Source organism: Sporomusaceae bacterium, assembly GCA_031460455.1.
In the GTDB taxonomy this organism is placed as follows: domain Bacteria; phylum Bacillota; class Negativicutes; order Sporomusales; family UBA7701; genus Anaeroselena.
Window position 1 is genome coordinate 202,024 of the sequence record JAVKTQ010000005.1, and the last position, 26,365, is coordinate 228,388.

Consider the following 26,365-nt stretch of genomic DNA (forward strand, 5'->3'; position numbering starts at 1 on the left):
AAGTTACTTTGTGCCATCAGGTGAAACGATGCGAATCAGTTATTCCTGCGCCGCGACGCACTACCAACTGAATTACCTGACCGAGCACTGCATCGTCGCGGTCGCCTTTTTTTTGCCGCTCTCTCTCAACGCCGTCAGTGTGTTTCTCGCCCTCGGCGTCCTGCTGTGGGTGGCGAGGATGGCCGCCGACAGGCATCTCGATTTCAAACCGACGCCGTTCGACGGCGCCATCGCCCTGCTCGTGGCCCTGTCGGCGGCCTCGATTCTGGCCGCCCCCGACCGCTGGCTGAGCTTTTACAATTACTATCACCTCATGGGTCGCTATATTCTCCTTTATTATCTGGTCGTGAACAATTTCCACAGCCTCGATCAGCTTAAACGCCTGGTGCAGGCGATTTTGGCGTCCGCCGGCCTTGTCGTCGTCTACGGCCTGTACCAGTATGTCCAGGGGGTGGATATCTCGGCGTTCGAGTGGGTGGACGGCGAACAGTTCCCCCTGCTCAAGATGAGGGTTTTTTCCACCCTGCAGAATCCCAACCTGCTGGCCGGGTTCCTGGTGATCATCGCGGCGCTGGCCGCCGGACTGGGCCTGAACGCCGAGGACCGGCGCTGCAAAATGGCTTATCTGGCGCTTATCGTCGCGCTGCTCGTCTGCCTGGTGTTTACTTACTCGCGGGGGGCGTGGCTGAGTGTGCTGGCGGTAGTGGCCGCCTACGGGGTGCTTTATAGCCGCAAGACCTTCTGGCTGCTGCTGTTCGTGCCGGTGGTGGTTGTGGCCGGGCATGACGTGCTGATGGAGCGGCTGATGTCGATCGTCAACCCCACGGACACTTCGGCGATGCTGAGGATCGCCCTGTGGGAGAGCACCCTCGCCATGATTGCCGACCGACCGCTGTTCGGCATCGGCTGGGGCGCATACTCGCTTGTTTATCCCGCCTACGACTTTTTTATCAACGACCCGGACACGATCATCTACCACGCCCACAACATGTATCTCCACCTCGCCGCCGAGATCGGCGTCCCCGGACTGCTGGTTTTCCTGGCGCTGATGATCGGCCACGCGCGGCTGGCGCTGGCGATGGCCGAGAACGCCGCCAACCGCTGGGTGAGCGGGCTGATGCTGGGGGTGCTGGCGGCTGTGATCGGGCTGGCGGTGGGCGGCCTTACCGACTACATACTTTTCAACCCCCAGATAGCGATGCTTTTCTGGCTGCTGAACGCCTTGACGGTGGTTGTCCATCTCAATGGCTATCCGACAAAAAATAACACGAAATAACGGGCTTATTGATAAAAAAATCTCCCGCTTCGGCAGGAGTAAAGGCGGACGCGGGGAATATATAGAAATGTGAAATATGGATATGGGGAATCGGTTATGAAGGCCTATGCGGCCTTAATTTTTTGTCGCAAAGAATGTGAAATTTGGAACAATTCAGCCCGAGAAGGGGGTTTGTCGTGAAACTGGCCGATGTCCAGAAGATACTGCAAGCAGAGGTAATTTGCGGCGCAGAGTGCCTCGACGGCGAGGTGAAGTCGGCATGCGGCGCCGACCTGATGAGCGACGTGCTGGTGCATAGCAAGGAGAAGACGCTGCTGCTGACGGGACTGACGAATATTCAGATCATCCGCACCGCCGAGATGGGCGACCTGGTAGGGATCGTGCTGGTGCGCGGGAAGCGGCCGGGACAGGATGTAATCCAGATGGCCGAAAGCAAAGGCATCCCGGTGATGGTGACCAGCCTGCCGATGTTCGAGTCGTGCGGGATGCTCTACAACTATGGCATCAAAGGCTGCTCGGAGCTGGTGACGGCTTGTGAATCCTGAACAGGGTATCGTGCTCGATTACGCCCTGAAGGGCGGCGATTTCGACACCGCCGGCGAGGCGTCGAGCAAAATTAAGCGGATTCTGCAGCAGATCGGCGTGCGCTCGGATGTTATCAGGCGCATCGCCATCAGTTCCTATGAAGCAGAGATGAATGTCATTATCCATGCGTACAGCGGCGTCCTCAAGGCGTCGATTTATCCCGACCGCACCGAGCTGGTGATTGCAGACGAGGGACCGGGCATCGCCGATATCGATCTGGCGATGCAGGAGGGGTACTCCACCGCCCCCGACCATATCCGCGAGATGGGCTTTGGCGCCGGTATGGGCCTCCCCAACATGGTGCGCTGTTCGGACGAGTTTTCCATCAATTCGGTGGCGGGGGAAGGAACGAAGATTTCTATCCTGATCCGCCATAGCTGATTGTGTGGTGTAACGGATGTCGGAGTATTTCCACTCGGTCAGGCTCACGCCTGAGCGGTGTAAAGGTTGCGTCAACTGTATCAAGCGCTGTCCCACCGAGGCGATCCGCATACGCGGCGGCAAGGCGAAGATAACCGAGGCTCGCTGCATCGACTGTGGCGAGTGCATCCGCCGGTGCGCCAACCGGGCCAAGACGGCCGTGACCGACAGCCTCGACGACCTGAAGGATTACAAGTACAACGTGGCGCTGCCCGCGCCTGCGCTGTATTCCCAGTTTTCCGCCGACGTGCCGGCGAATGTGGTGTTGTGCGCCTTGATGCACCTCGGCTTCGACGAGGTGTTCGAGGTGGCGCTCGGCGCCGAGATCGTTTCCGACGCGACCGTGGAATATCTGAAGCGCCGGGACGCGAAGAAGCCGGCGATTTCCTCCGCCTGTCCGGCGGTGGTGCGGCTGGTTCAGGTAAAGTTTCCCGAGCTGATCGATAATCTCATCCCCCTGGAAGCGCCGGTGGAGGTGGCCGCCCGCCTGGTTCGCAGCACCCGCTGCCGGGAACTGGGCATCGCGCCGGAGGATATCGGCGTGTGGTTCATCACCCCCTGCCCGGCGAAGATGACGGCGTTCAAGCAGCCGCTGGGGGCGGAGAAGTCAAGCGTTACCGGCGCCATCGGCATATCGCAGATTTACGGCGAGCTCTTGAAGGCGGTGGCGGTCGTTCCCCGCGACGCCAACTGCCAGCGAGCCACGGCCCGCGGCGTCGGCTGGGCTTTAAGCGGCGGCGAGACGTCGGCCGCGGCGGCGGGGAACAGTATGGTTATCGACGAGATCCACAATGTCAGCGAGGTGCTGGAACAGGTGGCTCTCGGCAAGATAAAAGTCGATTTCATCGAGGCGCTGGCTTGCTCCGGCGGCTGCATCGGCGGCCCGCTGACGGTGGAAAACCGCTTCGTGGCCGAGCACCGCATGCATCAGCGGCTGGCGAAGATGCGCGCCGAGGACGAGGCGCACGGCGCCGCGCCGGCCAAATATCACCCCGATTCCTCGCTGACCGAGTACGACCGCACGATCGAGCCGCGGCCGATCATGCGCCTTGACGAGGATATCTTCAAGGCGATGTATAAGGTGGAGCAGATGGAAAAGACGCTCAACAAGCTTCCGGGACTGGACTGCGGTTCGTGCGGCTCGCCGAACTGCAAGGCGCTGGCCGAGGATATCGTGCAGGGGGAAGCTGTCGAGACCGACTGCATCTTCAAGCTGCGCGAACGGGTCCGCGACCTCGCCCAGGAGATGGTGGGGCTGGCGGCCAAGCTGCCGCCTTCGTTGGAGGAACGGGAAGAGAATTAGGAGGGATTGCCTAGTGACGGTCAACGATCTCGTCGGTTCCCTGCCGCTCACCGTCGTTGCCGGCCAGGACAAGTTAGCGGCCGAGGTGACGGGCGGCTATGTTTCCGATCTGCTGAGCAATGTGATGGGTTTCGCTGCCCCGGGCAGCGTGTGGGTCACGATGCAGGGGCACCAGAACGTTGTGGCGGTTGCTTCCCTGGCCGGTCTGGCGGCGGTGGTCGTCGCCGGCGGGGCCGTCCCGGAGCCGGAGACGGTGGCCAAGGCCGAGGCGGAAGGGATTGTACTGCTGACGACCTCTCTGACCAGTTTCGAGCTGGTCGGACAACTATACCGTAGCGGCGTCAAGGGGCAGTGATGCGCCGTTTCGTGGCCGATCTGCATGTTCACACGCTCCTGTCGCCCTGCGCAGCGGTCGAGATGACGCCGCGCAACATAGTGTGGCACGCGGCGCAGAACGGCATCGACATCGTAGCCATCACCGACCATAACGCCGGCGACAATGTCACTGCCGCGCTGGCGGCCGCCAAGGGCACCGACGTGACCGTGCTGCCGGGCATGGAGGTGGAGACGAAAGAGGAAGTTCATTTCATTGCCTTGTTCGAGAAACCGCGGCAGCTGTTCGCCTGGGAGAAGGTCGTCGCCGCGCACCGTTCGGGGCGCATGAACGATACCGACAAGTTCGGCGCCCAGTTCGTGGTCGACGCGGAGGATAACCTGGTGGCGGTCAAGGAGGAGATGCTGCTGGCATCGCTCACCCTGAGCCTGGCCGAGGCCTGCGAGCAGGTCACCGCCCTCGGCGGGCTGGCGATCGCCAGCCATGTGGACCGGCCGGCCTACAGCGTCCTGTCCCAGTTGGGCTTCATCCCCCCAGGGCTGGCGCTTACGGCGGTGGAGGTGTCGCGACGCACACCTCGCGCCGAAGCTGCACAGCGCTTCCCGGCCATCGGCGGCTTGCCGGTTGTCACGGCCTCCGACGCCCATACCATCGAAGATTTCCTGTCCGGCCCGAAAATGGCCTTTAACCTTGAAGAGCCCACTCTGGCGGAAATCCGCCAGGCACTATACAACGAGAATTCGCGAGGGGTGGTGTTGTGATCGCCGGAGGAAAAAAATTACCTTACTAAGTGAAAGTTTTCATAAAAGGAGGAGAAATATGAACAGCAATCATGAACAGAAGTGCTGCTGCGGCGGCAAGGGCGGCGCCAGCAACATGGCGAAGCTGGACGAGATTCTGGCCAAGTACCAGGGCGCGAAAGGGGCGCTTATCCCCGTCCTGCAGGAGGCCCAGGACGCTTACGGCTACCTGCCCAAAGACGTCATCGTGAGGATCGGGGAGAAGATGAGTATCCCGACCAGCCAGATTTATGGCGTGGCCACCTTCTACGCCCAGTTCCACCTCAATCCGCGCGGTAAGAATATCATCCGCGTATGCCAGGGGACGGCCTGCCACGTCCGTGGCGCCAAGGCCATTTTAAAGGCGCTGGAAGACACTCTGAAAGTCACCGCCGGCAAGACGACACCCGACCTGAAGTTCACCCTGGAGACGGTGGCCTGTATCGGCGCCTGCGGCCTGTCGCCGGTCATGATGGTCAACGACGATACCCACGGGCGGCTGACGCCGGAGATCGTGCCGGAAATTCTCGGCCGTTACTCCTAAGCTCCGTATGCGGGAACTGGCGCTCCATATTTTGGATCTTGTCCAGAATTCCCTGGAAGCTGGGGCAAACCGGGTTTTGCTGGAGATTATCGAGGACAGTAGTGCGGATACCCTGACCATCCGCGTGTCCGACAACGGACGGGGCATGGACGCCGACACCCGGCGCCGCGTTCTCGACCCCTTTGTCACGACCCGCACGACGCGCAGGGTGGGGCTGGGTTTACCGCTGATCGATATGTCCACCAGGCAGTGCGGTGGGTATCTGAAGATCGATTCCGAGGTGGGCCAAGGCACCACGGTGGAGGCGGTTTACCGCCACAGCCATCTGGACCGCCCGCCGCTCGGCAACCTCGCCGCGACGGTGAAAACGCTGGTAATCGCTAATCCGGATACCGAGCTGACCTACCGGCATCTGGTGGATAACGCCGTTTTCTCCCTCGCTACCGGCGAGCTGACCGAGATATTGGGCGATATGCCCCTGTCGCACCCGGATGTAATTGTATGGCTCGACGAGTATATAGCGGCCAATGAGGCCAATTTGTACGGAGGTGTACAGCATGAAAACAGTTGAGGACTTAAAGCGCATGCGCGAACAGTTCCAGTCGCAGACCAAGCTGCGCCACGCAGGCGGTATACAGATCATAGTCGGCATGGGCACGTGCGGTATCGCCGCCGGGGCGCGGGAAGTAATGTCCGCCATCCTCGACGAGATCGCCAAGCGCAAGCTGCAGGACGTGACCGTCCGCCAGACCGGCTGCATCGGTATGTGCGAGAAGGAAGTCCTGGTCGATGTCGTCCGTCCCGACGAACCGCGCATAACCTACGGTAAGGTTACGCCGGCCGCCGTCGCCAAGATAGTCGGTGAGCATGTGGTCAACGGCCGGATCGTGGAAGAGCTGGTCGTCGGCAAGATTTCTCAATAGACACGGGAAACGGGAGGTAAGAAAATGCAACACGTGAGAGCTCACGTACTCATTTGCGCCGGCACCGGCTGTACCGCCTCGGGAGCGTCGAAGGTCGAAGCGGCGCTGCGCGAGGAACTGGTCAAGAAGGGCCTCGACAAGGAGATCATGGTCGTGGAGACCGGCTGCCACGGTTTCTGCGAGATGGGCCCGCTGGTTATCGTATATCCTGAAGGCACTTTCTATGTCCGCGTTCAGGCCGAGGACGTGCCCGAGCTGGTGGAAAGCCACCTTTACAAGGGCCGGATCGTACAGCGCCTGCTGTATAAGGAGCCGGTCACCCACGAGAGCATCCCCAATTACAGCGAGCTGAGCTTCTACAAAAAACAGATGCGGATGGTGCTTGCCAACTGCGGCCACATCAATCCCGAGATAATCGAAGAGTATATCGCCGTCGGCGGTTACGAGGCCCTGGGCAAAGCGCTGACCACGATGACTCCCGAGCAGGTTGTCGACGAGATGAAGAAGTCGGGCCTGCGCGGCCGTGGGGGCGGCGGCTTCCCGACCGGTATGAAGTGGGACTTCACCCGCAAGGCCGCCGGCGATAAGAAATATGTCGTCTGTAACGCCGACGAGGGCGATCCGGGCGCGTTCATGGACCGCAGCGTCCTGGAAGGCGACCCCCACCGCGTCATCGAGGGCATGGCCGTGTGCGGTTACGCCATCGGCGCCGACGAAGGCTACCTGTATGTGCGGGCCGAGTACCCGCTGGCGATCAAACGCCTGAGAATCGCCATCAAGCAGGCCGAAGACCTCGGGCTGCTGGGCGACAACATCTTCGGCTCGGGCTTCAATTTCCGCCTGAAGATCAAAGAAGGCGCCGGCGCGTTCGTGTGCGGCGAAGAGACCGCCCTGTTGGCCTCGATCGAAGGCAAGCGCGGCATGCCGCGGCCCCGTCCGCCCTTCCCGGCCATTTCCGGTCTGTGGGGCAAGCCGACCAATATCAACAATGTCGAGACGTTCGCCAACGTGCCGCAGATTATCACCAAGGGCGCCGACTGGTACGCCAGCATCGGCACCGAGAAGAGCAAAGGCACGAAGGTCTTCGCCCTTACCGGCCGTATCAACCACACCGGCCTCGCCGAGGTGCCGATGGGCATCACGATGCGCGAGATCATCTTCGATATCGGCGGAGGCATCCCCGGCGGCAAGAAGTATAAAGCCGTCCAGATCGGCGGCCCCTCGGGCGGCTGTCTCCCCGAACAGTTGCTTGACCTGCCTGTCGACTACGATTCCCTCATCCAGGCCGGCGCGATGATGGGCTCCGGCGGCCTGGTGGTCATGGACGAGACGACCTGTATGGTCGACCTGGCCAAGTTCTTCCTCACCTTCACCCAGTCGGAGTCCTGCGGCAAATGCACCCCCTGCCGCGAGGGCACGAAGCGGATGCTGGAGATTCTTACCCGCATCACCGAAGGTGAAGGCAAGGAAAGCGATATCGCCCTGCTCGAGAGCATGGCCAAGAATATCAAGACCTCGGCGCTGTGCGGCCTCGGTCAGACGGCCCCCAATCCGGTGCTCAGCACACTGCGCTATTTCCGGCACGAATATGAGGCCCACATTAAAGAGAAGCGCTGCCCGGCCGGGGCGTGCACCAAGCTGGCCGGCTACAGGATCACCGAGGCCTGCAAGGGCTGCGGCCTGTGCACCAAGACCTGCCCGGTGGCGGCCATCAGCGGCGAGATCAAGTCCCAGCATACGATCGACGAGGCGATCTGCATCAAGTGCGGCGCCTGCCTGACCAAGTGTCCGTTCAAGGCCATCATCAAGGGCTAAAGGGAGAAGGAGTGTGATACCATGGATATGGTCAATATAACTATTGACGGCCAGAAGGTGCAGGTGCCGAAAACGGCCACTGTCCTCGAAGCCGCTTTGTCGGTTGGCATCAAGGTGCCGACGCTGTGTTACCACCCCGAGCTCAGGCCGGAAGGGGCCTGCCGCGTGTGCATGGTGGAGGTTGAGGGCGCCCGCAGCCTGGTTGCCTCCTGCGTTTACCCGGTGAACGAGGGTATGGTCGTCCGCACCAACACCGCCGCGGTCCGGGAAGCCCGCCAGATGGTTGTTGAACTGCTGCTGGCCAACCACCCGCCCGATTGCTTCTCCTGCCAGCGCAACCTCAACTGCGAGTTGCAGTCGATCGCCGCCGACCTCGGCATCCGCGAGATCCGCTTCCAGGGCGAGCGCAAAGATCTGCCCCTCGACGCCAACAACCCCTCGCTCGTACGCGACCAGAACAAGTGCATCCTCTGCGGCCGCTGCATCCGCGCGTGCAGCGAGCGGCAGGGCGTCCACGTATATAGCTTTGTCAACCGCGGCTTTAACACCACCGTCGCGCCCGCCTTCATGACGGGCCTCGACGAGGCGCCCTGCACCTACTGCGGCCAGTGCGCCACCGTCTGCCCGACGGCGGCGATCGTCGAGAAGGACGATACCGATCTGGTCTGGGCCGCGCTCAGCGATCCCAAGAAGCATGTTGTCGTGCAAACCGCCCCGGCGGTGCGCGTCGCCCTCGGCGAGGCCCTCGGCATGGGCCCCGGCAGCGTCGTGACCGGCAAGATGGTCGCGGCCCTGCGCCGCCTAGGCTTCGACAGGGTGTTCGATACCGATTTCACCGCCGACCTCACCATCCTGGAGGAGGGCAACGAGTTCATCCAGCGCCTGACCACGGGCGGCAAGCTGCCGATGATCACCTCCTGCTCCCCCGGCTGGATCAATTTCATCGAGCTGATGTACCCAGACCTCTTGGACCATCTCTCCACCGCCAAATCGCCGCAGCAGATGTTCGGCGCGCTGGCCAAGACGTACTACCCCGAAAAACAGGGGATCGATCCCAAGGATATCGTCAGCGTCTCGATCATGCCCTGCACAGCCAAGAAGGCGGAAGCGGTCCGGCCCGAGATGAAGTCCAGCGGCTACCAGGATGTCGACTACGTTCTGACCACCCGCGAACTCGGCCGCATGATCCGCGAGGCCGGCCTCAGCTTCGACAAGCTGCCGGAAGAGGAATTCGACGCTCCGCTCGGCATCTCGACCGGCGCGGCCGTTATCTTCGGCGCCACCGGCGGCGTTATGGAGGCGGCGCTCCGCACGGTGGCCGAAGTGGTTACCGGCAAGGAGCTTGGCTGCGTCGACTTCAAGGCAGTCCGCGGCTTGACCGGCATCAAGGAAGCGGTCGTGCCGGTGGGCGACCTGAACGTGAAGGTGGCAGTTGCCCATACGCTGCAGAACGCCCGCACCATCCTCGACAAGATCCGCGCCGGCGAAGCCGACTACCACTTTATCGAAGTGATGGCTTGCCCCGGCGGCTGCATCGGCGGCGGCGGACAGCCCGTGCCGGTGTGCCAGGAGACCCGCCAGGCGCGCGTCGATGCCATTTACAACTGCGACTCCTGCATGTCGCTGCGGAAATCGCACGAGAATCCGGCGGTGAAGGAGCTGTACGACAGCTGGCTCGGCAAACCGCTGGGCGAGAAGTCGCACAAGCTGCTCCACACCCACTACCACGCGCAGCATCGCGAGGGATAAGCAAGAAAAACCGGGAGCTTTCGCTCCCGGTTTTTTTTCTGGCCGTTGATAAAGCCCCATCTGCGGCGTTGCTCCTCAGAGCGCTTGCTAGCGTACGTCCCGTGTACGCGTCGCGGCGCGCTCTTCCGGTGCGCCTTGCATCTGGGACTTTCTGAACGGCCAGAGCCTGATGCAAGAATTGCAGGCTACTTCGTTTCTATAAGGCCGTCGGCCAGGTCGCCCAGGTTGCCGGCCATGCCGCTGAGGTGCTGGGCGGCTTCGGCGACCTGGATGACGGCGCTGGCTATCTGGGAGATCATAGCGTCGATCTGCCCCATCTGTTGGCGGGAGTTGACGCTGTCTTCCTGGATGGCCCTGATCATCTCTTCGATACTTTTCACCGACTCGGCCGTCGAGGTGGCCAGCTTGCGGATTTCTTCGGCCACCACCCCAAAGCCGCGGCCCTGGTCGCCGACCCGGGCGGCTTCGATGGCGGCGTTCAGCCCCAGCAGATTTGTCTGGCCGGCAACAGCCTTGATGAGGCCGAGCACCTGGTCGGTGTCCTTCACCCGGTTCTGGGAGTTGGTGAGCGTTTGCGTCAGCGTCCGGCTGGCGGCGGCCATTTCCTCGGTCTGGGCGGAGATTTCCTCGGCCGTGCTGGCGATGGCTTCGATGTTTTGCCCCACCTGGGTCGAAGCCTGTTTCAGCACGTCGTAGCGGCCAGTGGATTCGGAGATGGTGATGGCGCCGATCACGGCGTTCTTTTCGTCGAGGATGGGGCTGCCGACCCCGACATAGGGCACGCCGTAAAGGGAGGCGTCGCTCTGGACGACCACTACGCGGCGCTGTTCATGGATGGCGCGGTAGAGAGCGCTGCCGGGTTTGATCGCATCGCCGGGGGCCACTTTCAGGTCGAGGGTGCGAGCCGGCCGATAGAACAATACTTTGTCCAGGTCGCAGATGCATACGCCGACATCGGTCATTTGTCTATCGTTGAGTGTGGCCATAGCGTGAACGTAATGCTGCAGGATTTCCTGCCCGTTAGCCATCAGTCTGTCCCTGCCTTTCCGCATTAAGATCCGATTTGAGTACTTTTGTTATCTTCGACAGAAAATGACACGTTCCTTCCGGATGAAGGCGGCGGCGACTTGGGACACTGGGTAGACAAATGCTGTAATTTCCGTTATAATATGTGAATCATAACGCATACAGTATAGCAACATTGTGAAATATTATCAAAAGTGAGGCCGTCGGACAGGTCTGCTAGCAGGAGTTCACCTGTTTAAGAAGGAATTGATTAGACGAGCCGGGAGAACTGGTGGGGAGGGCTAAGGCTTGAAGGAGCATATCGTGATTTCTAAGGCGACAATCGACCGTTTGCCACTATATTTCCGGACCCTGCGCCTTATTCAGCAGGAGGGAACGGAGATCATCTCCTCGGAGGAACTCGGTCGCCGCATCGGCGTGACGCCCGAGCAGATACGCAAGGATCTGGCATCGTTCGGCGAGTTCGGGAAAAAGGGCGTGGGTTACTTCGTCCGCGAACTTATCAGAAATATCGGCGAGATTCTGGGTCTCCACCGCAACTGGAATATCGCCATCGTCGGCGTCGGCCATCTGGGGTGGGCTCTGGCCAATTATCGCAATTTCGCCTCGCTGGGGTTCAATCTGGCGGCGGTGTTCGACGTGGATCCGGCGAAAATCGGCCAACTGATCGGCGGGGTGGAGATTTTCAGCCTCGACCGGCTGGAAGAGGTGGCCCGCGAGCGCAATATTCACATCGGCGTCATCACGGTGCCGGCAGAGAGCGCCCAGGCGGTGGCCGACAAGCTTGTGGCCGCCGGGGTGCGGGGGATATGGAATTTCGCGCCCATCAAACTCAACGTGGCCGAGAACGTCCGCCTGGTCAGCGAGGATCTGTCGGTGGGCCTGTCTAGCATATCGTATTACCTGTCGCGTCAGTGAAGGATGATCGGAGACAACCGGGCTCGGCCTGAGCCAGGTTGTCTTTTCGCTTTGCGCCGGAGAGGCGGGGGGCGGGAAAAATTTGTTCAAAGAATATTAAATAAATAAAAAGGGATTCGGGCAATCAAAGAGAATATATACCAACATAAGCAATATTATATGACTCGGATACATATTTTGCGCCGGTTTACCCGGCCTCCGAAGTGAATTTTATACAGTGCATGGACAGGGAGGCGATGCGGCCAAACTAGAAATGCGCGGTTTTAACCTGTCCAGGTTTACGGTCTATTATTTTGCCGATAATAGATAATGTAGTGGACTTGCACCAGGGTTTGTTTCGCGCTAGCGAAACGGGCCGGGTGCTTTTTTCGTGCGGCATATCGTGGGGCCTGGTGTAATGCAAGGGTATTCTATAAATAATAATATAAAAGATTAGGGGAGGAGTCAGAAAATGATCGACATTAGGGACAGGGTGCGCTGCAAGGAATTGCACGCCAAGATCGTCTCCGCCGAGGAAGCGGCCGCCATCATCAAGCCGGGTATGAATATAGGCACCAGCGGTTTCACGCCGGCCGGATATCCCAAGGCGGTGCCGCTGGCGCTGGCCGAGCGGATGAAGAAGGACCCTTTCAAGATCAATCTGTGGACAGGCGCCTCAGTGGGCGGCGAACTCGACGGCGCCCTGGCGAATGCGAACGGCATCGCCAAGCGCCTGCCGTACCAGACCAACGACGCCCTGCGCAAGCAGATCAACAACGGTCAGGTGCAGTATATCGATATGCATCTTTCCCATGTGGCCCAGATGTCCCGTTACGGTTTCCTTGGCGGCAAGGTTGACGTCGCCATTATCGAAGCTTGCGCCATCACCGAAGAAGGCCATATCGTGCCGACGACCTCGCTGGGCAACTCGGCGTCGTTCGTGCAGAGCGCCGATATCGTCATCGTCGAGGTCAATACCTCCCAGCCGCTTGAGCTGGAAGGCATGCATGACGTATATGTCCCCAAGGATCCCCCCAACCGCGGCCCCATCCCGATCGTCAAAGTGGACGACCGCATCGGCACGCCATATATTGAGGCCGGGCCGGGCAAGATAACCTATATAGTGGCCTGCGATCTGCCTGACGTCACCCGCCCGCTGGCGGCGATCGACGACGACGCCAAGGCGATGAGCGCCCATGTGACCGAGTTTTTCAACAACGAGATCAAGCACGGCCGCCTGCCGAAGAACCTGCTGCCCCTGCAGTCGGGCGTGGGCTCGGTAGCCAACGCCGTAATGGCCGGCATGGTCGAATCCCCATACAGGAACCTGACCGTTTATACCGAAGTTATCCAGGACGGCATGTTTGATCTGATGGACGCCGGCAAGCTGGACTTCGCCTCCGGCACCGCACTGACCCCGTCGCCGGACGGCCTCAAGCGCCTGTACGCCAATCTCAAGGAATACCGCAAGAAGATCCTCCTCCGGCCGCAGGAAATCGCCAATGGTCCGGAAACGGCCCGCCGTCTGGGGATCATTGCGATGAACACCGCCATCGAGGTCGACATTTTCGGTCATGTTAATTCCACCCACATCATGGGCACCAAGATGATGAACGGTATCGGCGGCAGCGGCGACTTCGCCCGCAACGGCTACCTGACAATCTTCTTCACAAACTCGGTGGCCAAGAACGGCGATATTTCCTCGATCGTGCCGATGTGCTCGCACTTCGACCATACCGAACACGATATCGACGTCATCATCAGCGAGCGGGGCGTGGCCGACGTGCGCGGCCTGAGCCCGAAAGAGCGGGCCCGGGTCATCATCGACAAGTGCGCCCACCCCGATTACCAACCGCTACTACTCGACTACCTGGAAAGAGCCGAGAAAACGACCGGGATGGCCCACACCCCGCACCTTCTCGACGAAGCCCTTTCCTGGCATACCCGGTTCATGAGCACCGGGACTATGAAAGTGAAATAGCAATCAAGTAAAGGAGGACAAAAGAATGGCAAATGAATCACTGAAAGCCAAAATGGCCGATTATACCGCCAAGGTAGAAAAAGCGGCGGCCAAAAACCCTGAACGCCAGAATCTCGCCCATAACCGTCTTTATACCCCGCTTGACATCGAGGGGTTCGATTATGAGCGCGACCTTGGCTTCCCGGGCGAATATCCCTTCACCCGCGGCGTGCAGCCGACCATGTACCGCGGCCGGTTCTGGACCATGCGTATGTACGCCGGCTTCTCGACCGCCGAAGAATCGAACAAACGCTACCGCTACCTGCTCGAGTCGGGCGGCACCGGCCTGTCCTGCGCCTTCGACCTGCCGACCCAGATCGGTTACGACTCCGACGACGCCATCGCCGAGGGTGAAATCGGCAAAGTGGGCGTGGCCATCGACACTCTCAAGGACATGGAGATCCTGTTCGACCAGATCGACCTCGGCAAGGTATCGACCTCGATGACGATCAACGCGCCGGCCGCCGTCCTGCTGGCCATGTACATCGCCGTCGCCGAGAAACAGGGCGTGCCCGCCGACAAGCTCAACGGCACCATCCAGAACGACATTCTCAAAGAGTACGCCGCCCGCGGCACCTATATTTTCCCGCCCAAGCCCTCGATGCGGCTGATTACCAATATCTTCGAATACTGCTCCAAGCATGTTCCCCAGTGGAACACGATCTCGATTTCCGGCTACCACATCCGTGAGGCCGGGTCCACTGCTTCGCAGGAGATCGCCTTCACGATCGCCGACGGCATAGCTTACGTCGACGCCGCCATCAAGGCCGGCCTCAATGTCGACGATTTCGCCGGCCGCCTGTCCTTCTTCTGGAACGCTCACAACAACGTCCTTGAGGAAGTCGCCAAGTTCCGCGCTTCCCGCCGCGTGTGGGCCAAGGTTATGAAGGAGCGCTTCGGCGCCCAGAGCCCCAAGAGCTGGATGCTGCGCGTGCACACCCAGACCGCCGGCTCGATGCTTACCGCCCAGCAGCCTGACAACAACATCGTGCGCGTTGCTCTGCAGACCGCGGCGGCCGTCATGGGCGGCACCCAGTCGCTGCACACCAACTCCAAGGATGAGGCGCTGGCCCTGCCGACCGAAGATTCGGTCCGCATCGCCCTCCGCACCCAGCAGATCGTGGCTTACGAAAGCGGCCTGGCCGACGTGGTCGACCCGCTGGGCGGCTCCTACTACGTGGAAGCCCTCACCGACAAGATCGAGAAAGAGTGCTGGGACTACATCAAGAAAATCGACGACCTCGGCGGCGCTGTCGAGGCAATCGAGAAGGGCTACATCCAGAAGGAGATCCAGGAGAGCGCCTACCGCTGGCAGATGGACGTCGAGTCCAAGCAGCGCATCATCGTCGGCGTCAACCAGTTCCAGATCAAGGAGAAAACTCCCGAGGGACTGCTGCGCGTAGATGCCGCCGTCGGCGAGTTCCAGAAGAACAAATTGGCCAAGGTCAAGGCCGAGCGCGACAACGCCGCCGTCAAGGCCAAGCTGGCCGCCCTCGAGGAAGCCTGCAAGGACGAGAGCAAAAACCTCATGCCGGTTATCGTCGATGCGGTCAAGGTTTACGCCAGCCTCGGCGAAATCTGCGGCGTGATGCGCAAAGTGTTCGGCGAATACGAAGCGCATGTCAGCCTGTAAAGAGAAGAGATAGGAGGGACGAACGATGGAAAAACGTATTCGCGTATTGGTAGCAAAGCCCGGTCTCGACGGTCATGACCGTGGCGCCAAAGTCGTAGCCCGCGCTCTTCGCGACGCAGGCTTCGAGGTAATTTACACCGGTCTCCGCCAGACTCCCGAGCAAATCACCGAAGCCGCTCTGCAGGAAGACGTAAACGTCATAGCCATGAGCCTTCTGTCGGGCGCTCACAATACCCTGTTCCCGAAGGTCGTCAAGATGATTCGCGACAAGGGGATGAATGATGTTCTTATCATCGGCGGCGGCGTAATCCCCGACGCCGATATCCCCGGCCTGAAAGAAGCCGGCGTGTCCGCGGTCTTTACTCCCGGTACCCCGACCGGCAGCATCATCGAGTTTATCAAGACCAACGTGAAATAGAGTCTGTATCAGCGCCGGTCAGGCGGGAGGAGGCCTCCCGCCCGGCCGGTTTGGCGCAGGCTTGAGGTGGTGCAACAGTCGTGGATATTGTGGCAGAACTTTTGGCCGGCTCGCGGCTGGCCCTTTCGCGGGCCATCACCGCGGTCGAAAACGAATATGAAGACGCGACAGCGATAATGCAGAAGCTGTACCCGCACACCGGCAGAGCCTACGTGATCGGTATCACCGGTCCTCCCGGCGCGGGCAAGAGCACCCTGACTGATAAACTGGCCAAAGCGTGCCGCCGGCAGGGCAAGACGGTCGGAATTGTCGCCGTTGACCCCACCAGCCCCTTCTCGGGGGGGGCCATCCTCGGCGACCGCATCAGGATGAACGAGCTCACCCTCGACGAGGGCGTGTTCATCCGCAGCATGGGGACGCGGGGCAGCCTTGGCGGTCTGTCGCGCAAGACGGCCGATGCGGTCAAGATCATGGACGCCGCCGGCAAGGACGTCATCTTTATCGAGACGGTCGGTGTGGGCCAGTCGGAGGTCGACATCGTCAAGGCCGCCGACACGACCGTTGTCGTGCTTGTCCCCGGCCAGGGGGACGACATTCAGGCAATCAAAGCTGGCATCCTGGAGATCGGCGACGTTTTCGCCATCAACAAGGCTGACCGCGATGGGGCCGAACGCCTCAAGGCCGAGCTCGAAATGATGCTCGACCTCGATCAGGTGAAAGCCGAGTGGCGGCCGCCCATCAAACAGACGATCGCCAGCCAGGGGGTTGGCATAGACGAACTTATCGCTACCCTTGAAGAACATATCCGGTATGTGACCGGGTCCGGCGAATTGGCCAAGCGGCGCAAGCAGCGGACCAGAAACGAGTTTATCGCCCTGCTGGAAGAGAACATCCATCGCCGCATCCTCGGAAAAATCACGGCGTCCGGCCAGCTCGACCAATTTGTCGCTGAAATCGAAACTAGGAATAGTGACCCGTATAGTGTCGTTTCCCGGCTAATAAGCGAATTTTTGCGGTGACAGCGGCCTTGGATGAGTTTGCCAGAACGGAACAGGACGAATAAAATTGTTATCAGGTAATAATATCAAATCATAACACAAGGAGGTAACCGTATGTTCAAGGTACTCAAAGTCGACCATATCGGGATCGCGGTGAACAATCTCGAACAGGCCAAGAAGTTCTATACCGAAACCCTTGGCATGACCGCGCTCGGCGAAGAAGTAGTCGAGCAGCAGAAGGTTAAAGTTTGCTTTATCCCCTGCGGCGACAGCGAGGTGGAACTCTTGGAGTCCACTTCTCCGGACGGCCCGATCGCCAAGTTCATCGAGAAGAACGGCGAAGGCATCCAGCACGTTGCTCTCAGGGTTGACAACATCGAAAACGCCCTGGCTGATCTCAAGGCCAAAGGCGTGCGCCTCATCGACGAGCAGCCGCGTTACGGCGCCGGCGGCGCCAGCATCGCCTTCATTCACCCGAAGGCTACCGGCGGTATTCTGCTCGAAATTTCCGAACGGAAGTAGCGGGAAAGAGTCTTTCCCAATAGCAACGATTTTGTCTGGAGGTGTATCATGGCTACAATTCAAGAAAAGATTCAGGATCTCAAGGCCCGCCAGGAAAAAGTCAAACAGGGCGGCGGCGCCAAGAGGATCGAAAAACAGCATGCCAGCGGCAAGATGACCGCCCGCGAGCGCATCGAGAAGCTTCTTGACCCCGGTACCTTCGTGGAACTTGACCAGTTCGTCCATCACCGCTGCACCAACTTCGGCATGGAGAAGGAAGAGGCTCCGGGCGAAGGCGTCGTGACCGGCTATGGCACGGTGGAAGGCCGCCTTGTGTATGTGTTCGCCCAGGACTTCACCGTCGTCGGCGGCTCGCTCGGCGAAATGCACGCCGCCAAGATCTGCAAGGTGCAGGATCTGGCCGTCAAGATGGGCGCGCCCCTCGTTGGCCTTAACGATTCCGGCGGCGCCCGCATCCAGGAAGCGGTCGACGCGCTGGCCGGCTACGGCAAGATATTCTACCGTAACACCCTCGCCTCAGGCGTCATCCCCCAGATCTCGGTCATCATGGGGCCGTGCGCCGGCGGCGCCGTGTATTCCCCGGCTCTGACCGACTTCATCTTCATGGTGAAAAACACCAGCCAGATGTTCATCACCGGCCCGCAGGTCATCAAATCGGTCACCGCGGAAGAAGTCACCGCCGAAGCTCTCGGCGGCGCCATGACCCACAACACCGTATCCGGCGTGGCCCACTTCGCGGCCGAGAACGACGAGAATTGCATGCAGCAGATCCGCTACCTGCTCGGCTTCCTGCCGTCCAACAACCTCGAGGACGCCCCTGTCATGGAAACGGGCGACGACCCCAACCGCATGGACGCCGGTCTCAACACCCTGCTGCCCGATAACCCCAACATGCCTTACAACATGAAGGATGTTATCAAAATGATCGTCGACAACGGCGAGTTCTACGAAGTGCATGAGCACTACGCCCAGAACATCATCACCTGCTTTGCCCGTTTCGACGGCCAGACGGTAGGCATCATCGCCAACCAGCCGTCGGTTATGGCCGGCTGCCTGGACGTCAACGCGTCCGACAAATCCGCCCGCTTCATCCGCTTCTGCGACGCGTTCAACATCGCGCTCGTCAACCTCGTCGACGTGCCCGGCTTCCTGCCCGGCACCGGCCAGGAATACGGCGGCATCATCCGCCACGGCGCCAAGATGCTGTATGCATACTCCGAAGCCACCGTGCCCAAGGTAACCGTTATCACCCGCAAGGCGTACGGCGGATCCTATCTGGCGATGTGCTCCCAGGACCTCGGCGCCGATCAGGTGCTCGCCTGGCCGAGCGCGGAAATCGCCGTCATGGGCCCGGCCGGGGCGGCCAACATCATCTTCAAGGGCGACCCCGACGCCAAAGCCAAGACCGACCAGTATGTCGAAGATTTCGCCACCCCGTATAAAGCGGCGGAACGCGGCTTCGTCGACATCGTCATCGAGCCGGCGGAAACCCGTCCGCGCGTCATCACCGCCCTCAACATGCTCGCCTCTAAGCGCGAAGCCCGTCCCGCCAAGAAACACGGCAACATTCCGCTGTAGATCGCTGAAGCTTCTTACGCAATAGACCGAGCAAAAAGAAACGAGGTGAATTATATGGGACAACCGGTAACAACCAATCCGTTGCTGATCATGTTCATCAACATGGCGGTCGTGTTCGCCGTATTGTATGGACTGAGCCTGATCATCCGTCTGATACAGAAAATCGACCCGACGCAAAAAAAAAGTGTAGTTAAATCCGAGCCGGCTCCCGCCGTAGCTCCGGTTGCGGCAGTTGCCGCCGCCCCTGCGGAGCCTGACCAGAACCAGCTTATCGCCGTGCTTGCCGCCGCTGTCGCCGCGACCGGCTTCGGCGCGGCGCGCATACTGGCCGTCCGTCCGGTGGGCGGCAAGGGCTGGGCCCAGGCTGCCAGACTCGAAACGGTGCAAAACCGCAGCAAGATGTATTAAGTTAGGGTAGATTAAGGAGGATGCAAATATGGAAAAATTCCTTATTACTGTAAATGGTCAAACTTACGAAGTCGACGTTGAGAAGGTCGGCGGCTCGGCCGCTCCCAGCGCTGCGCCCGCTGCCGCTCCCAAGGCGGCGCCCGTAGCCGCTCCCGCCGCTGCGCCCGCTCCCAAAGCCGCGCCTGCTCCTGCTGCCGCGCCCGTTGCCGCCGGTGCCAGGACCGTCAACGCCCCCATGCCCGGCAAGATCATGTCCGTTAACGTCAAAGCCGGCGATGCCGTCAAGAGCGGCGATGTCCTGCTCATTCTCGAAGCTATGAAAATGCAGAACGAAATCATGGCTCCCGCCGACGGCAAAGTCGCCGATGTGCGCGTTTCCGCCGGCCAGAGCGTCGCTACCGGCGATGTGATGGTCGTTCTCGGCTGAAGCGTTACTTATTAGGAGGACATAGATATGGAACTATTCAACGCGTTTGCCGTCGCGCTCCAGGCCGTCTGGTCGGATAGCGGCTTCACAGGTTTCACCGGCGGCAACGCCATCATGATGCTCGTGGGCCTCATCCTGCTCTACCTGGCGTTCGCCAAGGGCTTCGAGCCGTTGCTGCTGTCGCCCATCGCCTTCGGCTGCGTCCTCGCCAACCTGCCGAAAACGGGCTTTCTTGAAGAGCACGGCGTTATGCAGCTCATCAGCTACGGTATCCAGTACGAAATCTTCCCGCCCCTGATCTTCCTGGGCGTCGGGGCGATGACCGATTTCGGCCCGATGCTGGCCAACCCGTCGACGCTGCTGCTGGGCGCCGCCGCCCAGATCGGCGTGTTCGTCTCCCTCGGCGGAGCCATGCTGCTGGGCTTCAATGTCCAGGAAGCGGCCGCCATCGGCATTATCGGCGGCGCGGACGGTCCGACCGCCATCTATCTTTCCGTCAAGTTGGCGCCGCACCTGTTGGGAGCGATCGCGGTCGCGGCCTACTCCTACATGTCGCTCGTGCCGCTTATCCAGCCGCCGATCATGAAGCTCCTTACGACCAAGAAAGAGCGTGAGGTGGTCATGGACCAACTGCGGCCGGTCTCGAAATTCGAAAAGTTAGCCTTCCCGGTCGTCGCCACTATCGTAATCAGCCTGCTCCTGCCGCCGATCGCCGCCCTGATGGGCATGCTGATGCTGGGCAACCTCTTCCGCGAGTCTGGCGTTACCGATCGTCTGTCGGACACCTCGCAGAACGCTCTCATCAACATCGTCACCATCTTCCTGGCCACCGGCACCGGCCTGACCATGTCGGCGGAGAACTTCCTCAACTACAAAACCATCCTCATCATCTGCCTCGGCCTTGTGGCCTTTGCCGGCGGCACCGCCGGGGGCGTACTGCTCGGCAAGGTGTTCTATATCGTCAGCGGCGGCAAGGTCAACCCGCTGATCGGCTCCGCCGGCGTGTCGGCCGTGCCGATGGCGGCCCGTGTCAGCCAGGTGGTCGGTCAGAAGGCCAACCCGGGCAACTTCCTGCTGATGCACGCCATGGGCCCGAATGTGGCCGGCGTTATAGGCACCGCCGTCGCCGCCGGCACCATGCTGGCGATGCTGAAATAACCATTACTTCCGGGTTTCCGGGTCAGATACGCAGGTGTAAGCGCCTGCGTATCCGGCCGTCAGTTATTTCAATTTTGCAAACAGTCGTTGTTACAAATGCGCTAGACTATCGGGTAATTAAGGAGGTGGGGTAAGCACAATCCGGATTGCGTTGGTTTTACCGTTGGATTAGAGAAAAAGTGGGGAGGACAAAAGAATGACACCTGCCGTGAAAGCGTTACTCGTGCTTGGAGTAGTCGCGCTATTGTTCGTTACCGAGGCAGTCCCGCTGGCTATCACGGCCATGTCCGGGGCGATCGCGATGGGTCTCCTGGGGGTAATCCCGGTTAATACCGTTTTCTCCGGTTTGGCGAACTCGACCGTTGTGCTGTTCGCCGGCATGTTCGTCATCGGCGCCGCCATGTTCCATACCGGCCTGGCGCAGAAAATCGGCGCTACCGTCGTCCGTTTCACAGGCACCAGCGAGAACGGCCTGCTGTTTGGCACTATGCTGATTGCCGCTGTCCTGTCGTCGGTGACCTCCAACACCGGCACAACCGCGGCTCTGCTGCCTGTCGTGCTTGGCATCTGCCAAGTGGCCAAGATTCCCGCATCGCGCCAACTGATGCCGCTGGCGTTCGGCGCCGGTCTCGGCGGCATCATCACCCTTGTCGGCACGCCGCCGAACATCATCGCCGCCGGGGCTCTCAAAGCGGCCGGCTTCAAGCCTTTCGGCTTCTTCGAGTTCGCCTGGATCGGCATCCCGCTCACTGTCGTCGGTATCATTTACATGATGTTTATCGGCAAACGCCTGCTTCCCAAGGCTGAATTGTCCGCGGACGCCGCCATCGACGCCGATGCTGCGAAGGAAGCCAAAGCCAGCTCCGCCGATCCGAAGAAAATGTGGATCGCCGGCTTCATCCTTCTCGGCGTGGTCGTCGTAATGGCCCTCGATCTCAAACAATTCCCGCTGGAAGTCGCCGCCATCATCGGCGCCATCCTGGCCGTGCTCCTCGGCTGCCTCAAAGAGAAGCAGGCCTACCAGGGTATCGACTGGGTGACCATCTTCCTGTTCGCCGGCATGATGCCGATCGCCACCGCTATCGACAAGAGCGGCGCCGGCAAGATGATTGCCGACGCCGTGGTGGGTGCGATGGGCGGCTCCCCGAGTCCCCTGCTCATTACCGCCGTCCTCTTTGTTCTTTCCGCCGGGTTGACTCAGTTTATGTCCAACACGGCCTGCACCGCGCTGCTCGCCCCGATCGGCATCTCGATCGCCAAGGGCTTGGGCGCCAGCCCGCACGCCGTGCTGATGGCCATCGCGGTCGCCGCCTCCTGCGCCTTCTCGACGCCGGTCGGCACCCCGCCCAACACCATCGTCCTTGGCCCCGGCGGCTACAAGTTCATGGACTATGTCAAAGCCGGCACCGGTCTTGTTGTCGTGTGCTTCATCGTCTCGATCATCATTATTCCGATGGTCTGGCCGTTCTACCCGAAATAATTGCGACAAGCAAGAAACCGCCGGACGCGACTTATCCGGCGGTTTCTTGGCATAACGTGGTTTAACGGGGCGTGGGCCGTCAGACACAATGAGAGTCGTGGTCTAGCCCCAGCTTCTGCCAAACATGGTGTTCTTCCGCCTCTTCGCAAAACCCGATTATCATCTCGTTCGCGGTGACGGTTATCGGGATAGGCGAGAAAACCTTATTGAGCCTGGCGATGAGAGGAAGCTGCCACGGAGCGGCGTTTTCAAGATTGAACCTGTAAACAGCCATTATTGTTACCTCCTTTCCCGAGTTATGTATGGTCACGGGCGTTTTCCGGGAAACGAAACCGTAAAAACGTTTCCACCAGAAACGGTAAAGGGTAAAAAAATACGCTTTATCTATCTATATTATAATCCTTGATGGAAACGATAGTCAAGGTTTTCGCGCTTGATGTTTCCGAAGGAATTTATATATACAAAAAACAGCGCCGCAGCAGCCGGCGGAAAGTAATGCTAGAGCTTTATGATTGTTAATTCGGTGTGCCTGGGCGCGAGGATCTGAGTTTCCGCAGATCGAAGGCCAGGTCAAACAGTCCGCCTAGTAGCAGCACTTGGGTGAGCAGCTCATGGCTGAAAAAGAGCGTAACGATTATGATGGCGGCCCAGCGCGGCAGGGAATGCTTCCCGGCGAGGTACGCGAAACCGGCGAGCCCCTGGACGATGAGCAGGGTGTTGGTGACCAACTGTAAATTGAGGCCGAGGTTGTAGATCCAGACGATGTTCTTCGCTTGTCCGTAGTAGGAAGATAACAATGCCAGACCATAGGCAAGAACCAGCCACCCCGGCATTGTCCACAACCGCAGCGGCGGAAACGCGGCGATGGGGTGCCCCAGACGGGCCAGGACCGCTCTGGCCAAAATGAGATTGATGTAGGAAAAAATCAGGGCGCTTACGGCGAGACCGGCCGGATAGACGATGAGATAAAGCTTGGTGATGGCGTCGATTTTGCCCGCGAAGAGGGCTGACTCCGGTCCACCCGGCCGCGAGTGGGCGAGTGCCCATTCCATCCCTTTCCGTACCGCGGCCGTCTGCATATCGACAATATTGATACCCATTACATAGAGACCGATGAGAAAACCGGCCGCGATCGATAGCATAGCGGCGGCCGCACCGAGAAGGAGCGTTTTCGGCAGGGTATAGCCGGAACGCAAGCAATGCCCCATTGTTATGCCGCTTATCCCGAAGCTGAAGATCATGATTACGGCGTGGAGGGGATTGAGAAAAATGGCGGAAAAAATGGCGGTTGCCACGGTCGACATGACGCTCCACCTTACTCCGTGGCGCGCACCCAGCAGAGCTATCGGCAATGGCAGGACGAACACCAGCACAAGTCCGGCGACAGGCATATAGAAACTAGTCAATCCCAAAACGACGGTTATCGCGGTGAGAAAACCGCTTTCGACCAAAGGCTTGATGGCGTTCACATTATCACCCTAGATTATTGTTATTTCCGGTATGATCGGATGCGCGTTTATATGGCATCCGGCATGCATTAACAAAAAATGCATGCCGGATGTTGAAAACGGTTTCTACTGGGATGGGTCACTGAGGCTTTGAACCGCCGAGCCTATGCTGCTGATAGTGTTGTTTCCCCGCATCGAACCGTTCTTTCTCCTGGTCGTTGCTTAATTCCAGAGCCGGAACTTGCTTCGGCTGCTGGTTATCATCAAGGGCTACCATGACGAAAGACGAGGTCAGCAATGGCGAGGCGTCTACCAAATCTTCGAGATAGAGGTTGACCTTGACTTCCATGGAGGTGTTACCGACAAAGGTTATAAAGGCGTGGCCGGTAACTAACGAACCATAATGCAATGGCTTCAAGAAAAGCAGTTCCTCCACTCTGACCGCGGTTACATCCGAACCGGCATGTTTCTGGGCAACTTTGTGGGCCGCGTTGTACAGCATCTGCATTATTTCCCCGGCCCGAACGCGCCCGGCCAATTTTGCCCGCGATGAGAGCATAACTTTAGAGAACCGGTGTTCTGAATACTTTACTGATAAAGACATTAGATTTCCCCCCACAACAAAATAGTAACTGTTTTTATATATCTATATGGATGCATTATTCGCTGTAGCCGGTTAACTCACCTTCCTTTTGCGGAACAACTTCCGGGGAAGCAGGGACCGCCCTGGCGCGGTGTTGAGACATCGCCGGTTCGATTGGAGGAAAGGTTTTGGAACTGTATCGGGAGAAGTCGTCATGGGGCGGGGAACAGGCGGTGTTCGGGAGCGTTGCGCTGGCCGTACTGCTGGCCTGGATGGCGTTCGAAATATGGATGTATCTTTCCACAGGGAAGGGTTTTGGGGCTATCATTTATGTTTTTGGCTTTCTGGGGTTATTTGTTTGGCGATATGCATTCCGCTATACTTGCATTTTGAGCGCGGACGAGATTTCCGTCGTGACGGAGGGACTGGGGCTGGAGCGGAAATTCGCCGTCAAGACCGGCGAAGTGGAAGGTTTTGCCGCCAAGTACAACAAGAGATTGCTCAAGGGCAAGGGGATCAAGAAACTTGTCTACCGCTATTCCTCGCTGGACCCTTACCCGGTCCGTATATTGCTTTTCAGGCGGGACTGCCGACTTCAAGGGCTGCTGCTCAAGGGGAGTGATGAGTTCCTTCGCAACCTGCAGGAGCTTATGCCGGGGAAAATGCTCGATCTTACTGACGACGGGAGATAATAAGATGTACGACGCACAGGCCGAGAGAGTTATCGCCGCCTTTTTCACCGGATTGGCAATTATATATGTCTTCGCCCGCGCTATCGGCGAGGAAAAAAAAGCGAGATGGTTCAAGAAGCGCGAACAGAGAGGCATCTTAAACCGGCGGGGGTTCTTGGGGGATGCCTGGCACTTCGGTTATCCGCGCACCTGGCAGGGAGCCGCCGTTATGGTTGCCATGTACGGCATTATTATCGCTGCCGGTTATGTAATAATATTCATGATTTAGGAGGAAGCATGCCATCTCATAGCGGCGCTGTAGCTCGGCATGCTGTATACCTTGACTCCAAGCTACGCTGTTGCTGCGTCGTTCGCGACAGACTCACAGAAAGGGGGTAATTAACATGGGATTTTTCGATTCACTGTTCGGCGGCGGCAAGAAGCAAGAAGCACCCAAGACGAAGCCCAAAAAGGTTAAGACAAAAGAGTCTCAAGCCGAAGCTCCTGCGGCGGCAGCTCCTGCCGGCGACCTGACGCCGGAAGTGATCGCCGCCATCAGCGCCAGCGTCGGAATCGTCATGGAAGATGCGAGCGCCGAGATGGTTGCCGCGGTTACGGCGGCCATCGTCCACGCCAGAGGCGGCGGCAATGTGGTCCGCTTCCGGCGCAACTCGAGCGCCTGGGCGGCCACCGGCCGCCAGAAGATCATGGATAGCCGCCAGTATAGCTGATGTGGAGTAATATTATTTAGAAAAACGGAGGATGAAACGAATGAGAAAATTCAAAGTGACTGTCAATGGTGTTGCCTACAATGTCGAGGTGGCCGAAGAAGGCGTAGTCGTCGCCGCCGTTCCTGCTGCCGCCGCTGCTCCTGCTCCCGCAGCCGCTCCGGTCGCTGCCGCTCCGGCTGCTGCCCCGGTCGCCGCTCCCGCCCCCAAGGCTCCCGCCGCCGAAGTCGCCGCCGGCGACACCCCGATCAACGCCCCTATGCCCGGCAAGGTGACCAAGGTCATCGCCAAGGAGGGCCAAAAGGTCAAGAAGGGCGAGGTCCTCATGATCCTCGAGGCAATGAAGATGCAAAATGAAATCGGCTCCCCCGTGGACGGCACCGTCAAATCCGTCAACGTCGCCGCCGGCCAAAACGTCAAACCCGGCGAAGTCATGGCCGTTCTCGCCTAACTTAAGCTCCGGGCCGTCTCGTACGGCATGCGCCCGTACGGGACGGCAAACAGGATTATTTGAACGATCTAATTGTCACGGGAGGTTAATAAGCTAATGGAAGCATTACTGGCACAATACCCTTGGCTTGACGAGCTCCTCATGGGCTTCCTGGGCCTGTCCTGGAAGCATGTCGTCATGTGGTTTATCGG

30 protein-coding genes are annotated in these 26,365 nt (G+C 59.5%); 26 read left to right on the plus strand and 4 right to left on the minus strand.

The window, feature by feature from the left end:
• Positions 1–28 precede the first annotated feature (28 nt).
• The 11 genes from RIN56_10300 (at position 29) to RIN56_10350 (ending at position 9,728) form a co-directional block, all read left to right on the plus strand.
• The gene (locus RIN56_10300) at positions 29–1,276 is read left to right on the plus strand and encodes an O-antigen ligase family protein (protein MDR7867200.1); all 1,248 of its coding nucleotides are present in this window, start codon (positions 29–31) and stop codon (positions 1,274–1,276) included.
• Positions 1,277–1,452: 176 nt separating this feature from the next.
• Positions 1,453–1,821 (plus strand): DRTGG domain-containing protein, encoded by a 369-nt coding sequence (locus RIN56_10305; GenBank protein ID MDR7867201.1) that lies wholly within the window; start codon positions 1,453–1,455, stop codon positions 1,819–1,821.
• Complete coding sequence (locus tag RIN56_10310; GenBank protein MDR7867202.1) at positions 1,811–2,242, plus strand: anti-sigma regulatory factor; 432 nt, start codon at positions 1,811–1,813, stop codon at positions 2,240–2,242. Before RIN56_10305 ends, RIN56_10310 begins: the two co-directional genes overlap by 11 nt.
• Before the next feature lie 16 nt (positions 2,243–2,258).
• The gene (locus tag RIN56_10315; GenBank protein MDR7867203.1) at positions 2,259–3,584 is read left to right on the plus strand and encodes a [Fe-Fe] hydrogenase large subunit C-terminal domain-containing protein; all 1,326 of its coding nucleotides are present in this window, start codon (positions 2,259–2,261) and stop codon (positions 3,582–3,584) included.
• Between the two features lie 13 nt (positions 3,585–3,597).
• A complete protein-coding gene (locus RIN56_10320) occupies positions 3,598–3,939 on the plus strand; it encodes a DRTGG domain-containing protein (protein MDR7867204.1) in 342 nt (113 codons plus the stop codon).
• Entirely contained in the window at positions 3,939–4,679 is a 741-nt protein-coding gene (locus tag RIN56_10325; protein ID MDR7867205.1) for a PHP domain-containing protein, read from the plus strand. The genes RIN56_10320 and RIN56_10325 overlap by 1 nt, the downstream gene beginning before the upstream one ends.
• 58 nt (positions 4,680–4,737) lie before the next feature.
• A complete protein-coding gene (gene nuoE / locus RIN56_10330) occupies positions 4,738–5,241 on the plus strand; it encodes an NADH-quinone oxidoreductase subunit NuoE (protein ID MDR7867206.1) in 504 nt (167 codons plus the stop codon).
• 7 nt (positions 5,242–5,248) lie between these two features.
• Positions 5,249–5,812, plus strand: a complete 564-nt coding sequence (locus RIN56_10335) for an ATP-binding protein (GenBank protein ID MDR7867207.1) — start codon at positions 5,249–5,251, stop codon at positions 5,810–5,812.
• Positions 5,799–6,164, plus strand: a complete 366-nt coding sequence (locus RIN56_10340; protein MDR7867208.1) for a (2Fe-2S) ferredoxin domain-containing protein — start codon at positions 5,799–5,801, stop codon at positions 6,162–6,164. The genes RIN56_10335 and RIN56_10340 overlap by 14 nt, the downstream gene beginning before the upstream one ends.
• Positions 6,165–6,188: 24 nt before the next feature.
• The gene (gene nuoF / locus RIN56_10345) at positions 6,189–7,979 is read left to right on the plus strand and encodes an NADH-quinone oxidoreductase subunit NuoF (GenBank protein ID MDR7867209.1); all 1,791 of its coding nucleotides are present in this window, start codon (positions 6,189–6,191) and stop codon (positions 7,977–7,979) included.
• A gap of 21 nt (positions 7,980–8,000) precedes the next feature.
• The gene (locus RIN56_10350) at positions 8,001–9,728 is read left to right on the plus strand and encodes an NADH-dependent [FeFe] hydrogenase, group A6 (protein MDR7867210.1); all 1,728 of its coding nucleotides are present in this window, start codon (positions 8,001–8,003) and stop codon (positions 9,726–9,728) included.
• Positions 9,729–9,913: 185 nt separating this feature from the next.
• Here the strand turns inward: RIN56_10350 and RIN56_10355 are convergent, their stop codons facing one another.
• Positions 9,914–10,756, minus strand: coding sequence for a methyl-accepting chemotaxis protein (locus RIN56_10355; GenBank protein MDR7867211.1), 843 nt, complete (start codon positions 10,754–10,756; stop codon positions 9,914–9,916).
• Between the two features lie 286 nt (positions 10,757–11,042).
• On the opposite strand from RIN56_10355, the gene RIN56_10360 reads away from it, so the two are divergent.
• The 11 genes from RIN56_10360 to RIN56_10410 all read left to right on the plus strand — a co-directional run bounded on the left by RIN56_10360 (position 11,043) and on the right by RIN56_10410 (position 22,293).
• The gene (locus RIN56_10360; protein ID MDR7867212.1) at positions 11,043–11,672 is read left to right on the plus strand and encodes a redox-sensing transcriptional repressor Rex; all 630 of its coding nucleotides are present in this window, start codon (positions 11,043–11,045) and stop codon (positions 11,670–11,672) included.
• A gap of 451 nt (positions 11,673–12,123) precedes the next feature.
• A complete protein-coding gene (locus tag RIN56_10365) occupies positions 12,124–13,632 on the plus strand; it encodes an acetyl-CoA hydrolase/transferase family protein (protein ID MDR7867213.1) in 1,509 nt (502 codons plus the stop codon).
• 25 nt (positions 13,633–13,657) lie between these two features.
• Positions 13,658–15,304, plus strand: coding sequence for a methylmalonyl-CoA mutase family protein (locus RIN56_10370; GenBank protein MDR7867214.1), 1,647 nt, complete (start codon positions 13,658–13,660; stop codon positions 15,302–15,304).
• Between the two features lie 25 nt (positions 15,305–15,329).
• Positions 15,330–15,722, plus strand: a complete 393-nt coding sequence (locus RIN56_10375) for a cobalamin B12-binding domain-containing protein (GenBank protein MDR7867215.1) — start codon at positions 15,330–15,332, stop codon at positions 15,720–15,722.
• 80 nt (positions 15,723–15,802) lie between these two features.
• Positions 15,803–16,741 (plus strand): methylmalonyl Co-A mutase-associated GTPase MeaB, encoded by a 939-nt coding sequence (gene meaB, locus RIN56_10380; protein MDR7867216.1) that lies wholly within the window; start codon positions 15,803–15,805, stop codon positions 16,739–16,741.
• 93 nt (positions 16,742–16,834) lie between these two features.
• Positions 16,835–17,242, plus strand: a complete 408-nt coding sequence (mce, locus tag RIN56_10385) for a methylmalonyl-CoA epimerase (protein MDR7867217.1) — start codon at positions 16,835–16,837, stop codon at positions 17,240–17,242.
• 48 nt (positions 17,243–17,290) lie between these two features.
• Complete coding sequence (locus tag RIN56_10390) at positions 17,291–18,820, plus strand: carboxyl transferase domain-containing protein (GenBank protein MDR7867218.1); 1,530 nt, start codon at positions 17,291–17,293, stop codon at positions 18,818–18,820.
• Between the two features lie 54 nt (positions 18,821–18,874).
• Positions 18,875–19,228: an OadG family protein gene (locus RIN56_10395; protein ID MDR7867219.1), complete on the plus strand. Its 354-nt coding sequence runs from the start codon at positions 18,875–18,877 to the stop codon at positions 19,226–19,228.
• Between the two features lie 28 nt (positions 19,229–19,256).
• Entirely contained in the window at positions 19,257–19,655 is a 399-nt protein-coding gene (locus RIN56_10400; GenBank protein ID MDR7867220.1) for a biotin/lipoyl-containing protein, read from the plus strand.
• 27 nt (positions 19,656–19,682) lie between these two features.
• Positions 19,683–20,813 (plus strand): sodium ion-translocating decarboxylase subunit beta, encoded by a 1,131-nt coding sequence (locus RIN56_10405; protein ID MDR7867221.1) that lies wholly within the window; start codon positions 19,683–19,685, stop codon positions 20,811–20,813.
• 196 nt (positions 20,814–21,009) lie between these two features.
• A complete protein-coding gene (locus RIN56_10410; GenBank protein MDR7867222.1) occupies positions 21,010–22,293 on the plus strand; it encodes an SLC13 family permease in 1,284 nt (427 codons plus the stop codon).
• 79 nt (positions 22,294–22,372) lie between these two features.
• On the opposite strand, the gene RIN56_10415 is transcribed toward RIN56_10410, so the two are convergent.
• From RIN56_10415 to RIN56_10425, 3 genes are all read right to left on the minus strand, one after another.
• Entirely contained in the window at positions 22,373–22,567 is a 195-nt protein-coding gene (locus RIN56_10415) for a hypothetical protein (protein MDR7867223.1), read from the minus strand.
• Between the two features lie 241 nt (positions 22,568–22,808).
• Positions 22,809–23,762: a YybS family protein gene (locus RIN56_10420; GenBank protein ID MDR7867224.1), complete on the minus strand. Its 954-nt coding sequence runs from the start codon at positions 23,760–23,762 to the stop codon at positions 22,809–22,811.
• A gap of 118 nt (positions 23,763–23,880) precedes the next feature.
• A complete protein-coding gene (locus RIN56_10425) occupies positions 23,881–24,345 on the minus strand; it encodes an acyl-CoA thioesterase (protein ID MDR7867225.1) in 465 nt (154 codons plus the stop codon).
• 167 nt (positions 24,346–24,512) lie between these two features.
• Between RIN56_10425 and RIN56_10430 the strand changes: the two genes are divergently transcribed.
• From RIN56_10430 to RIN56_10445, 4 genes are all read left to right on the plus strand, one after another.
• Complete coding sequence (locus RIN56_10430) at positions 24,513–25,016, plus strand: hypothetical protein (GenBank protein ID MDR7867226.1); 504 nt, start codon at positions 24,513–24,515, stop codon at positions 25,014–25,016.
• Between the two features lie 4 nt (positions 25,017–25,020).
• Positions 25,021–25,284, plus strand: coding sequence for a hypothetical protein (locus tag RIN56_10435; GenBank protein MDR7867227.1), 264 nt, complete (start codon positions 25,021–25,023; stop codon positions 25,282–25,284).
• Between the two features lie 115 nt (positions 25,285–25,399).
• Positions 25,400–25,726: a hypothetical protein gene (locus RIN56_10440; protein MDR7867228.1), complete on the plus strand. Its 327-nt coding sequence runs from the start codon at positions 25,400–25,402 to the stop codon at positions 25,724–25,726.
• Positions 25,727–25,766: 40 nt separating this feature from the next.
• Entirely contained in the window at positions 25,767–26,174 is a 408-nt protein-coding gene (locus RIN56_10445) for a biotin/lipoyl-containing protein (protein MDR7867229.1), read from the plus strand.
• The last annotated feature ends 191 nt before the right edge of the window (positions 26,175–26,365 follow it).

Coding starts and splice junctions, on each gene's coding strand:
- RIN56_10315 (MDR7867203.1), top strand. CDS start 2,259: ATGTCGGAGTATTTCCACTCGGTCAGGCTCACGCCTGAGCGGTGTAAA.
- RIN56_10445 (MDR7867229.1), top strand. CDS start 25,767: ATGAGAAAATTCAAAGTGACTGTCAATGGTGTTGCCTACAATGTCGAG.
- RIN56_10410 (MDR7867222.1), top strand. CDS start 21,010: ATGACACCTGCCGTGAAAGCGTTACTCGTGCTTGGAGTAGTCGCGCTA.
- mce (MDR7867217.1), top strand. CDS start 16,835: ATGTTCAAGGTACTCAAAGTCGACCATATCGGGATCGCGGTGAACAAT.
- RIN56_10355 (MDR7867211.1), bottom strand. CDS start 10,756: ATGGCTAACGGGCAGGAAATCCTGCAGCATTACGTTCACGCTATGGCC.
- RIN56_10375 (MDR7867215.1), top strand. CDS start 15,330: ATGGAAAAACGTATTCGCGTATTGGTAGCAAAGCCCGGTCTCGACGGT.
- RIN56_10365 (MDR7867213.1), top strand. CDS start 12,124: ATGATCGACATTAGGGACAGGGTGCGCTGCAAGGAATTGCACGCCAAG.
- RIN56_10415 (MDR7867223.1), bottom strand. CDS start 22,567: ATGGCTGTTTACAGGTTCAATCTTGAAAACGCCGCTCCGTGGCAGCTT.
- RIN56_10340 (MDR7867208.1), top strand. CDS start 5,799: ATGAAAACAGTTGAGGACTTAAAGCGCATGCGCGAACAGTTCCAGTCG.
- RIN56_10435 (MDR7867227.1), top strand. CDS start 25,021: ATGTACGACGCACAGGCCGAGAGAGTTATCGCCGCCTTTTTCACCGGA.
- RIN56_10370 (MDR7867214.1), top strand. CDS start 13,658: ATGGCAAATGAATCACTGAAAGCCAAAATGGCCGATTATACCGCCAAG.
- RIN56_10440 (MDR7867228.1), top strand. CDS start 25,400: ATGGGATTTTTCGATTCACTGTTCGGCGGCGGCAAGAAGCAAGAAGCA.
- RIN56_10400 (MDR7867220.1), top strand. CDS start 19,257: ATGGAAAAATTCCTTATTACTGTAAATGGTCAAACTTACGAAGTCGAC.
- RIN56_10395 (MDR7867219.1), top strand. CDS start 18,875: ATGGGACAACCGGTAACAACCAATCCGTTGCTGATCATGTTCATCAAC.
- RIN56_10325 (MDR7867205.1), top strand. CDS start 3,939: ATGCGCCGTTTCGTGGCCGATCTGCATGTTCACACGCTCCTGTCGCCC.
- RIN56_10350 (MDR7867210.1), top strand. CDS start 8,001: ATGGATATGGTCAATATAACTATTGACGGCCAGAAGGTGCAGGTGCCG.
- RIN56_10335 (MDR7867207.1), top strand. CDS start 5,249: ATGCGGGAACTGGCGCTCCATATTTTGGATCTTGTCCAGAATTCCCTG.
- RIN56_10425 (MDR7867225.1), bottom strand. CDS start 24,345: ATGTCTTTATCAGTAAAGTATTCAGAACACCGGTTCTCTAAAGTTATG.
- RIN56_10405 (MDR7867221.1), top strand. CDS start 19,683: ATGGAACTATTCAACGCGTTTGCCGTCGCGCTCCAGGCCGTCTGGTCG.
- RIN56_10300 (MDR7867200.1), top strand. CDS start 29: ATGCGAATCAGTTATTCCTGCGCCGCGACGCACTACCAACTGAATTAC.
- nuoF (MDR7867209.1), top strand. CDS start 6,189: ATGCAACACGTGAGAGCTCACGTACTCATTTGCGCCGGCACCGGCTGT.
- RIN56_10390 (MDR7867218.1), top strand. CDS start 17,291: ATGGCTACAATTCAAGAAAAGATTCAGGATCTCAAGGCCCGCCAGGAA.
- nuoE (MDR7867206.1), top strand. CDS start 4,738: ATGAACAGCAATCATGAACAGAAGTGCTGCTGCGGCGGCAAGGGCGGC.